We start from the raw sequence: 12,432 nt of genomic DNA, 5'->3' as shown, positions 1-12,432 counted from the left end.
GCTAGAAAGACCTTTTATTCCTTAATTATTACAACGAGCTTTGTCATTCCCATGTGTAAATTTAAATCAAGTAGTAAGTGTGGTAGTTATATTTAAATGTCACTGCAACCAATCTCGTAAGTTTGCTAACCATCATGAGTTTTTGATTCAAAAGTGATATTGTTTTTAACCATAGAGTTCTTAAAGTTAAAAAACCTTGAAAGGCATATTACCAATCAAGGTTTTAAGTATCTATGAATTATCTTTTATTGAACAATAATTAACAATCAAAATATGCCTTCAAGAAATCAAAAAACGATGACCAAGTTTCCTTTAACTCTCCTTTTAAAAGCAGTTCATCTCCACCCTCAAAATTTACTATATAAACTTTATCTGTTACAGTATCCAACACTAATACAGCATTTGCTGACATTTCACTTAAAACAAGATATTGCTTCGGAAAACTATGTTCTTTTCTAAAAATGAGTGTGTATGATTCAATATTATTTTCTTCATCTGCTATATCTAGTAATTCAAAGGGTACATGCTCTTCCCAAAAAGGTCCGGCATACTGGAAATAAAATTCTTGGAAAGTATCTGATGCGTTTACACCTAGCCTTTTTAAAGCATCCTGTACTAGATTGCTATCTTCACGTTTATATATTTCTTCTCCTAGAACTTCATCTAGTCTTTCAGGCAAAATACTCATATTATTTTCCTCCTAAAGCTTCTTCTCCTCGTATTTTCCAATAATTAATAGAATCTACTTTTTGAAATGCTCCTCTAGTTGTTTCATCCATTGGATAAAATGGGTTTAACTTTCCTTTATAAGGATGTAGTGGAGCTCTTTTAGCATTACTAATATTATGGTACCTAGTTGAAGCTTCATATAATGGTCCAACACCTTTTTGTTGTGAATGATGCAATGTTGCAACACTACCTGCATCATCAAGAACAGGAGCAAGTCCATATTTCGCAGATGCTTCAGCATTTGTTAACCCGCGACCTTTTTTAGCACCTTTTGTTCGGACCATATTCCAATTAATATCTCCTCTTTGATATACTTTGTAAGTAAATCCTGTGCCATCTTTACCTGCATTATACTCTACACTCCGAGTAAAATATTTATTATTCTTATAGTCCTTTAGATGTTGATAAGTTTCTTTATCCGTACCCCTAGTTATCTTCTCCCTACCTTCACTCTTCACCGAAAACATTTGCGGACGAATCTCTCCGAGCGGCTTTGTTCCCATTCCAACAATCGGCAGAGAAGAATAGCCTGTCGACAGTTGATACTTATCAACAATAATCTGTGCGTGTGGGAAAAGATTTTGAATTGCCTTATGAATGGGTATCAATCACCACGTTTTTTTACTGACAAAAGTTCCATAGTAGAGGCACAATGACGATTTTGATGCATACCCATCACCACCCCTAAATCAGCATCATAAAGAACGGTCTCATAGGTATGTCCCTTTCGAACGGCCACTTCATCCAAGCTTAACGTGATTTCATGATCTTTTTGCCTTTCATGGATGAATGCCTCCTGTTCCTTTGCTTTTTCATGAGCAACCGAATAGAAAATACGTTCCACTGTTGAGTAAGCTATTTTATATTTCCGGCTTATGTCTTGAATGGTTGTTCCGAGTACTTGTTCATAGATAAAACTGGCGAAAACGATGGGTATAGTGCTGATGTGATCCTACAGATTCAAAAAAAGAAGAAAAGACTTCTTTACAGTTTTGGCACCGATATCTTTTCATGTGAATAATGAGAAATATTGGTTTGTTTAATACAAATAAATCACGTACTTTTCTTGTCCTTCTATCATGGACAGACGAGGAATGAAATCCACAATAGACGCAGCGCTCTTTTCTTTCTTTTTTCTCTACATGAACAAAATAATGCGTATCAAAAAAATCTCACGTTTAACTACTTTAAATTCTGGCAATTCTAGTAACACGGAAAACATTTTAGAACCTCCTATTAATGTTTGTTTGGTGCTAACATTATTACCAGGAATTCAAAAATGTTTTCCTTTTTTATGTTATTTCACAAAAAGTGATGATGAATCCTTTTTAATATTTCAAAGCTATATCCTTTTCTTTCTTGCCCTTTGATGGAAATTCGAAAATATACTCGACACGGTTCAACTTTCACCATCAATATCCCTAATTTTTCTTTTTATTCATAATCAAAAAACCTTGAAAGACATATAGCCAATCAAGATAGTAATAGGAAAAGTTAACTTAAATATTATTTTTTCTTGTCAATGTTTGTAATATCACATTTGCCAACATGAATCTCATAGTTTTTTTTTCTAAAAAAAATTTGGGCAATCCTACCCGTAGACTTGTCAGCTAATATTATATCGCGGTATTCTGATTTTTCCCAAAGCTCTTCAATTGCTTTTGTAAAATTCAACACTCTAACATTAGCCCATACGGGGAGTAAACAATTTGGAACCAGTATAAACCATTCTTTTTTTCCTTTTAGAAAATCTAAAGAACTTTCAAACCAAGACATATAATCATTATTGTCTCCAATAGGTTTAATATAGGTTGGGATCAGAATCTATCTTACGAAATTGTTTTAATTGAAATTCAAATAATTTCACCCAATGTGAATCATAATCTTCAAAATCAATAAGCTCTATATATGATAATTGATTTAAATTTTTTTTAGCATTCATCAATGCTATTTTTTTTTTGTATTTTTTTTTTTTTTGATATGACATTACAATTACCTCGTTATCTATTGTAATAAATGTGATGGTCGCCATTTGGACCATAAATATTAGAGTATCTTTCTTTCTTAAAATCATATTCAAATGGATTAGCACCGTCTTTTGGTTTTCCTGCATGTGTATGTAGTCTTCCATCATTTATATGCTCCACAATAACCCTTTTTCCTTGAGGGGTATCGTATTCATAGTAACGCCCGTGATGAGTTGGATTTAAACTGTACTCGTAATTTTTATAGTCCCCACCTTTCTTATAAACATTATCTCCAACTTGCCATTGACGTGAAGGTTGTTGCGACCTGGGTATACCAGCTAAATCCTTTGCTTTGTTGAATGCTTTTTTTTTATTAAGGTTAACCGTATCCTTAGTTATCTTCTCCCTACCTTCACTCTTCACCGAAAACATTTGCGGGCGAATGTCTCCAAGCGGTTTCGTTCCCATTCCAACAATCGGCAGAGAAGAATAGCCTGTCGACAGTTGCTCTCGATAAAGTACAGGCACTTTCATCTTACCCATTCCCGCTTTCGCTGCGTTAATCTTTTCTTGGATAAATTCTTTGCTGTATGGTTTACTGTTGTTCACTTTCGGTGATTTTCCAGGACTCTTTACGCTAGAAAGACCTTTTGCTCCTTTTAATAAGGTGCTTGGAATGAGAGACGGCAAGGCAGAACCAGTAGCATACATGATCCCTTCTTGTTCAACTGAATCGGTCACAACCTGTGCGACAGATTCCGCTGTACGAATAGGGTCTTGGATAAATTGTATCGCAGCCTGTGTGTATGTATCAATCGTTTGATCTGCCTTTTCTTTTAATTTAGGCGGTTCGATTACATCAGGAATAACACCTGATAGGATCACTATACCTGCATCTCCCACAACGGTGACCAATCCCGTCACCATCCCGACTATTCCATTTGCCAGTCCCTTAATGAGATCGGTAGCGCCCTGGGTTATATTTTCGACGACATCTCCTACTCCTTCAAAGAAGTTCGTATATTTCCCCTTCATTTTTGCGACTCGATCATGGTACGCATCATCGACATTTTCAATTTTTAACCTTCACTACTAATAATTTCTGGACACAATTAATATAGTAGGGACTTGGGATGGCTAGCAAGTCATTTTTATTTTTAGCACAAAATTAGTGCAGTACTCTGCATTTTTCCTTTGCAAAGCTCTGCACTTTTATTCTGCCATACACATCTCTATTAATTTATGCTTCATATAAGTTATTGAGGAAAGCTAAAAAATTCTCTGAAATTAATTTAATGTACTCATCTTTTAATTCATCGTCTTCTTCAAAGTAATCCATGTCACAAAAATATACTTTATCGTTTCCACCAATTTCTAAGCATATCAGGCTATCAGCTGGATCAATACCTATAGGCATCAAATTTGATGGAACTATTTTACCCAAATTGTATTTGTTATAAAAATTTTTTTAATTTAATTCTGTTTGTTCTGATATTGGGAGAAATAACATAATTGAAGTTGTAATAGTCCCATCCGATGTTTTAAATCTTCTTTTTACAGGCTTACCACCATTATTAAGTAATAAAAATTTTTTATAATCATCTGGCAACTTTATACCGTATTCATTTTCAAAACTCTTAATATCTTCACTTACTAATGGTTTATATGAATATTCAAAGTTCATTACCAAAATGTCACCCACCTTTATTTTATTAGTATTGATTTTATGTTAAAGAATATAATCTATCTAATAAAGCTGTAAATGATTTACATACTGGGGTAATTGATGCACTTCCAGTTTCTTCATAATTATAAAAAACAATTTTAGGCGATTCATTATTTTTACTATAGTCAAAACACAATAAATTTCCAAAAGGATCTCTAGCAAAAGGAATTAATTTCTGTGATGAAAATTCATAAAACATTTTTATGTTTAAATTTTCATCAGTAAAACTAATCAAATTATTAAAAACAGCTTCAATTCTTCCATCATCACAATTAAAAATATTTGGTTCTGGGAAACCACCATTATTCTCCATTATACATTTTTTGTAATCATCAGGGAGCTTAAATCCAAATAATCTTTCAACTTCAATAATTTTTTTTTCATCTAAAGATTCATCTGAAAAAAGCCATTTTTTTAATCCCATGAAATCATCTCCAAAATCCGTTTTTTAATTTCTCCCTTTCTCCCTGCTTCACCTCCACCCCAAATAGCTCTTCCTCCAGTATGGCTAGCCGCTTGATGTTCATAATAGTTAACTATTTGCATTTTACCTGGTTGCTGATGATGATGCCATGTTAAGGTTTGTGGTACTCTACCAGCTTCTAATAATTTTATTTCTTCATCAGTAAATATTTTTGCTAAACTAGGGTCCCTTTGAATTTCCTTGTAAAGTAATCTAGATAAATATTCAAATTGGATTGCATCAGTTTCTAGATATAATTTCTCTGGTAAATCTATTTCAAATTTAGAATTAAAAATTGGAAAACCAGCTTTATCATAAGTTACATTATACTCTTTACCATTCTTTTTAGATATAAAAGTAAATGTTGTTGAACCGTCCTCGTTACGTACTTTATTTTTGTAATTTCTAGGCTTATTTGGCTTTCTAGTATATGGAGGTTGACTTCTTGCAGCTTCAACCATAGCTTTTTCAAAAGTTTCTTTATTTATTTCCTTAATTTGTCTTAATTCACCCGTACCCCTACCTTCCTTACTCTTCACCGAAAACATTTGCGGACGAATCTCACCGAGCGGCTTTGTTCCCATTCCAACAATCGGCAGAGAAGAATAGCCTGTCGACAGTTGCTCTCGATAAAGTACAGGCACTTTCATCTTACCCATTCCCGCTTTTGCTGCGTTGATTTTATCTTGGATAAATTCTTTGCTGTAAGGTTTACTGTTGTTCACTTTCGGTGATTTTCCAGGACTCTTTACGCTAGAAAGACCTTTTGCTCCTTTTAATAAGGTGCTTGGAATGAGAGACGGCAAGGCAGAACCAGTTGCATACATGATCCCTTCTTGTTCAACTGAATCGGTCACAACCTGTGCGACAGATTCCGCTGTACGAATAGGGTCTTGGATAAATTGTATCGCAGCCTGTGTGTATGTATCAATCGTTTGATCTGCCTTTTCTTTTAATTTAGGTGGTTCGATTACATCAGGAATAACACCTGATAGAATCACTACACCTGCATCTTCCACAACGGTGACCAATCCCGTCACCATCCCGACGATTCCATTTGCCAGTCCCTTAATGAGATCGGTAGCGCCCTGGGTTATATTTTCGACGACATCTCCTACTCCCTCAAAGAAGTTCGTATATTTCCCCTTCATTTTGCGGCTCGATCATGGTACGCATCATCGACATTTTCAAATTTTTTTACTTTCATGTCGTATAGTTCCCACAGATCATCCATTTTGTTTTGAAGTTTGTTTCTAGTTGATTTAATGCTCGCTTGGATCTTTTCCATATTTCTTCTATTTATCTCGCTTGCTTTCTTTTCGGCATCGGTTGGATCATCAAACAAGCTTAAGATGGAAGAGGGTGTCTCGAAGCTTCGGTTTAATGCTTTCGTCACGTTTCTAGTGATGCCACTTTCTATTTGAGTGAGATTAATCCAAATATCATTACGGTCGACACGCATCATAGCGTTTCTCGCAATCGGGGAAATGTAAACAGTTGTGTCTGCTGCACATAATTTTCGAATAATGACAAAAGATCGTTGATTTGTGTTTCGTATTTTTCGATTTTTTCCTGGGAACGATTGATCTTTTGATCCCATGCCTCGACACTTTTCCCCTGATTCGTTTGAATCGCTGTGGAAACTTGATCCAAGCGAGTCTTTCATTTTTACAAGGGCATGCTTATACATATGAAGCTGTCCAATCATGTCATCTAAAATCCCATAATTTATTTGTAAGTCACGCTTCACGACCGATCGCCCCCAATTGCCTCTAACTTTATCCCCGCTGAAACAGGCTTATTTTCTCCAAATTCCTCCAGTGTGATTTCTGTACTTCCTTGTGATAACATGCTAAATTTCTTGCATATTATTAGGAGGAGTTTTTTTATGATCATTTCACACGATTTTGGTATTGGGCTTATAGAATATGAAGCGAGAGGGAAAGGAAACGAATTTCCCGTTTTTGATCGGTGTCCCAGCTGTCATTGTGTTTCCCAAGGGAATCTGCACCGTAACGGTTTTTATTGGCGATACGGCATTGATGAAGCTGATCAGGCCCTATGCATTCCTATTTGCCAACTCAGATGCCTGGCCTGTGGGGTGAATATTTCAATCTTGCCTGACTTTCTGATTCCCTATTTCCAGCACACATTGTACGCTATGATTGAAAGGATCGATTATTTTTCCTTAGGGAAAAGAGAACGGCTGGAACTCTCCAAACACCTGGCCCAGCACGTCATGCGCTTCTACGAAAACCTTCATTGGATCCATACCTTTTTCATAGACTCTGGGCTTCAGTCAGGGCTTTCGCAAAACCTCAAAAAAGAAGCCCTAAAATATATGAAAAGGCTCCAGAATATTGGCGTATCCACCTTCTTTCGAAGGAGCTGAGGCACTTATCATAATAAAGTGATCAAAACAGCACACTATTTCAGATTTATCATCTAGGTTAATTTGAAATCAGGTGTCTGAAATAATGTGCTGATTTACAAGATTACAAACGGTTTACTTGAGGGGATAAATAGCCTAGTCCAAGCTGCAAAGCGCAAAGCTAGAGGATACCGCACTACAAAAAAGATTTATCGCAATGATCTACACAACAGCCAACACGTTACGTATCCAAGTTGAGCCGCACAGGCTATCACCGAAATGAAAGACTATCAAAAGCTAAGAAGGAACACACTCTAATACACTGGAGTCTAGAAATCATTTCTTTGATTCCCACACTAAACAGCAAAGAGCCATTAAAATCCATGTTCAAAATCTATATCATATAAATCTACCCATTTCACAAAGGTTGGTACTTCTTTATTTTCTATAAACGCTTTTATTATACTATATGCTGTTTCACGATCCACATAGCTACATGTAGGAACTTTCATTGGTTCTCCACCTACTAAATGCTCAATTGTTTCTATTTCAACATTCTCATTAATTGTTACTAAATAATCTGGATGCCTCATTATAAAAAAAACATATGGTTCATCATAAAAGAATATTAACCACTCATCACACCCTTTAACTTCAAAACATGAATCTCCACTTCCTTGTTTCCAATAACCTTCATCTTTATTAAATATTATGTGCTTTATAAACTCATCACTAGGATTTTCAATTGGGCCCTCAATTGGACCATTATATATAACCATTATTATGCCTCCTTATTTTGTAGCCTTTATTATAATTGGTTTTGTAGTACCTCCACTAAAAACCTCTAATTCATCAATACCTAATCTTTTTAATAATGCTGGCAATTCACCTCTACATATATTACATGTTTTTCTATCAACATACATTGTAACTGTCTTAGGTAAACTTCCTTGTCTCTCAAATGCCCTTATTAATGAATGTGCTTCAGCATGAGCAAGAGACTGTGCATGTCCTAAATGTTTAGGAGCTGTTCTTTTCGGTGGAACCCATTCTATTTCTCTTAGCCATCTCTGTCTTAACGCCTTTGATGCTTTTTGTGATTCTTTTGTAATAGTTGAATTGACTCCGAAATAAGTCTTATTATTTACAGTAATACTTGCTACTGTATCTCCTGAATCTATTGAATATGGTTTTAATCCTACTTTTTCCCTAAATTTTCCTATTCCCTCATATCCATTAATAGATTTACGATTACCCATCTCCCTACCTTCCTTACTCTTCACCGAAAACATTTGCGGACGAATCTCACCGAGCGGCTTTGTTCCCATTCCAACAATCGGCAGAGAAGAATAGCCTGTCGACAGTTGCTCTCGATAAAGTACAGGCACTTTCATCTTACCCATTCCCGCTTTTGCTGCGTTGATTTTATCTTGGATAAATTCTTTGCTGTAAGGTTTTACTGTTATTCACTTTCGGTGATTTTCCAGGACTTTTTACGCTAGAAAGACCTTTTACTCCTTTTAATAAGGTGCTTGGAATGAGAGACGGCAAGGCAGAACCAGTTGCATACATGATCCCTTCTTGTTCAACCGAATCGGTCACGACCTGTGCGACAGATTCCGCTGTACGAATAGGGTCTTGGATAAATTGTATCGCAGCCTGTGTGTGTATCAATCGTTTGATCTGCCTTTTCTTTTAATTTAGGCGGTTCGATTACATCAGGAATAACACCTGATAGAATCACTATACCTGCATCTCCCACAACGGTGACCACCAATCCCGTCACCATCCCGACGATTCCATTTGCCAGCCCCTTGATGAGATCGGTGGCGCCCTGGGTTATATTTTCGACGACATCTCCTACTCCTTCAAAGAAGTTCGTATATTTCCCCTTCATTTTTGCTGCTCGATCATGGTACGCATCATCGACATTTTCAAATTTTTTTACTTTCATGTCGTATAGTTCCCACAGATCATCCATTTTGTTTTGAAGTTTGTTTCTAGTTGATTTAATATTCGCTTGAATCTTTTCCATATTTCTTCTATTTATCTCGCTTGCTTCCTTTTCAGCCTCGGTTGGATCATCAAACAAGCTTAAGATGGAAGAGGGTGTCTCGTAGCTTCGGTTTAATGCTTTCGTCACGTTTCTAGTGATGCCACTTTCTATTTGAGTGAGATTAATCCAAATATCATTACGGTCGACACGCATCATAGCGTTTCTCGCAATCGGGGAAATGTAAACGGTTGTATCTGCCACATAATTTTCGAAAATGATGACAAAAGATCGTTGATTTGTGTTTCGTATTTTTCGATTTTTTCCTGGGAACGATTGATCTTTTGATCCCATGCCTCGACACTTTTCCCCTGATTCGTTTGAATCGCTGTGGAAACTTGATCAAGCGAGTCTTTCATTTCTACAAGGGCATGCTTATACATATGAAGCTGTCCAATCATGTCATCTAAAATCCCATAATTTATTTGTAAGTCACGCTTCACGACCGATCGCCCCCAATTGCCTCTCCAAGTTCTTCATCTACTTGTTTCATGCTTTCTAGCAATGTTTTGCCAGCTTGATAGATTTCTTGGAGCTGTTTGATTAAATCTTGATTGACATCATTATTCATGTTATCGAGGAGGGCATCGACTTTGGCGATAAAATCGGAATGAAAGTTTTTTAAGCGATCCCTTGTGTTCGAGCGAAAGGTTGTCGTGTAGCTTGTAAACTCATTCATCCCAGTTTGTAATTGATTTAATGTTGTTTGAAGCTCTTCGAGATGTAATTTAATTTCTTGTGTTGATCCCATGAAAATCCTCCCTTCTTCACAAACTAGCGAAAGTGAACGGATTCTATTTTATTGATTAATTGAGTTAACTCCGTCACCATCTCATCCACGATCGCTCTCATCTCCTCTTCGACAGATGCATTTTCTAAATCCATATCTTCAAAGTTTTGCTTGATTTCATCAACGGCATCTTGTAAGTTGTTGATTATTCCAAAATCCCAGCCACCGTACAATAAGCGATGGCAAAAATCAGCCTTATATAATCCCACTACACTTCACCTACTTTTTGTTTCGCTGCCATTTCCTGTTGAAGCTTGTTCATATCATGATGAGAAAACTCAATAGAGTTCATGTCTTTTTTCAATTGGTTAACTTGTTCAGTCATCAAGCTGCTCAACTCACTTTTTCTATTTATATTGTCTATCATTAGCGTTGCATAAATGAGGACAGAATATTCTGTAAATAGACCAGTGTTATTTTTTTCTAAAAGAACAAGGGCTAAACAAAGGTGCTCTGTCCATTTAGTAAAAATATACATTTAATACTTAGGTGACAGCAACTGTGTATGTGTTTACGGACTTGCTCTATTGTCGAATTTGCGAATCCAAATGTAAGCAGGCTTCCAAAGTGCTGCCTTTAACCAACGACTAATCCGGAGTAGGGCTTTTTTGCTTTTCATCTCCAGTTGGATTAGAACATTTAGACAGTAGGCAATGAGTGCAAGATAAATTTGATTTTGAATCGCTGTTTCACCCATACCATAAAAGTGTTTGATCTTTACATGCTGTTTTAGCCATTTAAAAAACAGTTCAATCGCCCAACGTTGACGATAAATTTCGCTGACTTCGTCAGGTTCTAAATCGAAGCGATTCGTTATTAACCTAAGAATGTTTCCTTTTGTGTCCTCAACTTCAAGGAGGCGGAAGACATTCTCTGTACGATTTTGAGTAGAGCCAATGTAAACCATTCTATCTGATAGAACAGTAGACTTTTCAGGAACCGAAAAGGATTCTACCTCACGAATGACGGCGTTTTTCTTTAATCTTGATACAAAGAAGTAGCCATCATCCATCATTCGATCGAACCGTTCGTAATCAACATATCCGCGGTCAAACACATACATGGCTTCCTTATCATCAACGAGAATTTCCAATTGATTTCTGTCATGTTTCTTTGGCTGTTGTAATTACTGCTTTTTCAGGGTATACAGTATCATTATTCATGAACACAAGTCGCAAATGCAGCTTGACACCAGCTTTTGTTTTGCGGAATTTTGCCCACTTATAATTCGTCAGGTTTAATGGAAGTGTACTGGAGTCGATGATTTTTAATGGCATATGCTTTCCGTTTTTAAAGTGAATTTCTTTTATTTGGTGCACAAGCTCCAAAAATAATCGGGAAAGAATAGCTGGATTGACTTCATTGTTTTTTCTTGATAATTGAGATTTACTGATTGATTCAAAACCTAAGGCTTTTTGAAGTTGATCATGAATCAGTGCGTCACTCATTTCTTCCAGACTCTCGAATCCTTGTAATTGAGCAAGCAACATAAGCTTTATGTAGGCTACAGTTGTCAGTTTTTTCGTATAATGATCTTGCTTACTTTCTTCTACTTGTTCAAGAAGTATTTTTGAGTTTATAGGTGTTATCCATTTACCAAATGATGATTTTAGTGTATTCTTGTCCATATCGGTTATCCTTTACTATTGGATTTGGACAGGGAATCACCTGTACTTCCATTGTAAAGGATTTTTTATTACTTGAAAACTAATTACTAAATATTAGGAATTTTCATAACTTTCAATATTCATTAATGCAACGCTAATGATTGTCTACATCAATCATAATGTTAAATTCATCCATTCTCCATACATCTATTTTCCTGGTTTTTTTTGTATATGTTTAACTAATAAATACTTAACTAGAACTTTAAACCTAAAAATGTAAACCAACATATTATTTCACATGTCACAAACCACTCATTATTATTCTCTTCAAAACATGCCTCGTCATAACGATAATCCATATTTTCTAGTTCTACTATCCACCATCTGTAGGACCAAATGAATTATTCAACGTAGTAAAAGTCATACTCCATTACAAAATTACCAAGCACATCAATAACTGACCCCTTATTTAGTCCCTTTTCCTCAGATAAGTTATCTTGAAAACCGCTTCAGTGGACTTGCTGTGGATGCCGGCCGGTATATAGTAAATACTCTTCAATGATTACTAACATTTAAAGGTTTAGTGGATCAGCAAATAAACCTGTAAGTCCGTTTTCATTACTATATTAAAAAACAATTTTCTGGAAATAAACCGATTTATAAGTCAAATACTTTAATGCCATCATTTTTAAAAGATGTGTCTTTAGACAACTGAACTTGTTACCT

At 35.8% G+C, this 12,432-nt stretch carries 16 protein-coding genes and 5 pseudogenes; 2 read left to right on the top strand and 19 right to left on the bottom strand.

The window, feature by feature from the left end; translation table 11 throughout:
• Positions 1-259: 259 nt before the first annotated feature.
• The 10 genes and pseudogenes from K6959_RS01655 to K6959_RS01610 form a co-directional block, all read right to left on the bottom strand.
• Complete coding sequence (locus tag K6959_RS01655) at positions 260-688, bottom strand: SMI1/KNR4 family protein (protein ID WP_163243606.1); 429 nt, start codon at positions 686-688, stop codon at positions 260-262.
• Between the two features lies 1 nt (position 689).
• Positions 690-1,337 carry an HNH/ENDO VII family nuclease gene (locus K6959_RS18645; protein ID WP_262421857.1) on the bottom strand — a complete coding sequence of 216 codons (648 nt, stop codon included), beginning with the start codon at positions 1,335-1,337 and terminating at the stop codon, positions 690-692.
• Positions 1,334-1,573, bottom strand: coding sequence for a transposase (locus K6959_RS01645; RefSeq protein WP_223087456.1), 240 nt, complete (start codon positions 1,571-1,573; stop codon positions 1,334-1,336). Before K6959_RS01645 ends, K6959_RS18645 begins: the two co-directional genes overlap by 4 nt.
• Before the next feature lie 61 nt (positions 1,574-1,634).
• A pseudogene (locus K6959_RS19765) lies at positions 1,635-1,790 on the bottom strand (ISL3 family transposase); the annotation flags it as partial.
• A gap of 445 nt (positions 1,791-2,235) precedes the next feature.
• Positions 2,236-2,716, bottom strand: a pseudogene (locus K6959_RS01635) (hypothetical protein).
• A gap of 13 nt (positions 2,717-2,729) precedes the next feature.
• On the bottom strand, positions 2,730-3,731 hold the full coding sequence (locus tag K6959_RS18640; RefSeq protein ID WP_262421856.1) for an HNH/endonuclease VII fold putative polymorphic toxin: 1,002 nt from the start codon (positions 3,729-3,731) through the stop codon (positions 2,730-2,732).
• A 205-nt stretch (positions 3,732-3,936) separates the two neighbouring features.
• Positions 3,937-4,380, bottom strand: a pseudogene (locus tag K6959_RS19500) (SMI1/KNR4 family protein).
• 40 nt (positions 4,381-4,420) lie between these two features.
• On the bottom strand, positions 4,421-4,846 hold the full coding sequence (locus K6959_RS01620) for an SMI1/KNR4 family protein (RefSeq protein ID WP_163243592.1): 426 nt from the start codon (positions 4,844-4,846) through the stop codon (positions 4,421-4,423).
• The gene (locus tag K6959_RS18630) at positions 4,837-6,036 is read right to left on the bottom strand and encodes an HNH endonuclease (RefSeq protein ID WP_262421855.1); all 1,200 of its coding nucleotides are present in this window, start codon (positions 6,034-6,036) and stop codon (positions 4,837-4,839) included. The genes K6959_RS01620 and K6959_RS18630 overlap by 10 nt, the downstream gene beginning before the upstream one ends.
• A complete protein-coding gene (locus K6959_RS01610) occupies positions 6,033-6,635 on the bottom strand; it encodes a hypothetical protein (protein WP_223087455.1) in 603 nt (200 codons plus the stop codon). Before K6959_RS01610 ends, K6959_RS18630 begins: the two co-directional genes overlap by 4 nt.
• Positions 6,636-6,773: 138 nt before the next feature.
• Here K6959_RS01610 and K6959_RS01605 point away from each other — a divergent pair, with 138 nt between their 5' ends.
• Together K6959_RS01605 and K6959_RS01600 are read left to right on the top strand one after the other, a co-directional pair.
• A complete protein-coding gene (locus K6959_RS01605) occupies positions 6,774-7,277 on the top strand; it encodes a DUF6431 domain-containing protein (protein WP_163243586.1) in 504 nt (167 codons plus the stop codon).
• 99 nt (positions 7,278-7,376) lie between these two features.
• Positions 7,377-7,539: pseudogene (locus tag K6959_RS01600) on the top strand (transposase); the annotation flags it as partial.
• Between the two features lie 91 nt (positions 7,540-7,630).
• On the opposite strand, the gene K6959_RS01595 reads toward K6959_RS01600, so the two are convergent.
• The 9 genes and pseudogenes from K6959_RS01595 to K6959_RS01555 form a co-directional block, all read right to left on the bottom strand.
• Positions 7,631-8,035: a hypothetical protein gene (locus K6959_RS01595; protein WP_223087453.1), complete on the bottom strand. Its 405-nt coding sequence runs from the start codon at positions 8,033-8,035 to the stop codon at positions 7,631-7,633.
• 12 nt (positions 8,036-8,047) lie between these two features.
• A complete protein-coding gene (locus K6959_RS01590; RefSeq protein WP_223087451.1) occupies positions 8,048-8,650 on the bottom strand; it encodes a deaminase in 603 nt (200 codons plus the stop codon).
• 31 nt (positions 8,651-8,681) lie between these two features.
• On the bottom strand, positions 8,682-8,828 hold the full coding sequence (locus K6959_RS01585; protein WP_223087449.1) for a hypothetical protein: 147 nt from the start codon (positions 8,826-8,828) through the stop codon (positions 8,682-8,684).
• Positions 8,829-8,841: 13 nt separating this feature from the next.
• Entirely contained in the window at positions 8,842-9,468 is a 627-nt protein-coding gene (locus K6959_RS01580; protein ID WP_223087448.1) for a hypothetical protein, read from the bottom strand.
• Entirely contained in the window at positions 9,465-9,752 is a 288-nt protein-coding gene (locus tag K6959_RS01575) for a hypothetical protein (RefSeq protein ID WP_223087446.1), read from the bottom strand. The genes K6959_RS01580 and K6959_RS01575 overlap by 4 nt, the downstream gene beginning before the upstream one ends.
• Positions 9,749-10,060, bottom strand: a complete 312-nt coding sequence (locus K6959_RS01570) for a hypothetical protein (protein ID WP_223086478.1) — start codon at positions 10,058-10,060, stop codon at positions 9,749-9,751. The genes K6959_RS01575 and K6959_RS01570 overlap by 4 nt, the downstream gene beginning before the upstream one ends.
• A gap of 23 nt (positions 10,061-10,083) precedes the next feature.
• Positions 10,084-10,308, bottom strand: coding sequence for a hypothetical protein (locus K6959_RS01565; protein ID WP_223087444.1), 225 nt, complete (start codon positions 10,306-10,308; stop codon positions 10,084-10,086).
• Positions 10,308-10,577, bottom strand: coding sequence for a hypothetical protein (locus tag K6959_RS01560; RefSeq protein WP_223087442.1), 270 nt, complete (start codon positions 10,575-10,577; stop codon positions 10,308-10,310). Before K6959_RS01560 ends, K6959_RS01565 begins: the two co-directional genes overlap by 1 nt.
• Before the next feature lie 33 nt (positions 10,578-10,610).
• Positions 10,611-11,727: pseudogene (locus K6959_RS01555) on the bottom strand (IS4 family transposase).
• Between the last annotated feature and the right edge of the window lie 705 nt (positions 11,728-12,432).

The sequence above is a fragment of the Bacillus aquiflavi genome (assembly GCF_019915265.1).
GTDB lineage: Bacteria > Bacillota > Bacilli > Bacillales > Cytobacillaceae > Bacillus_BT > Bacillus_BT aquiflavi.
The sequence above is the reverse complement of the archived record's forward strand: the minus strand, read 5'-3'. Positions and strand labels throughout refer to the sequence as shown.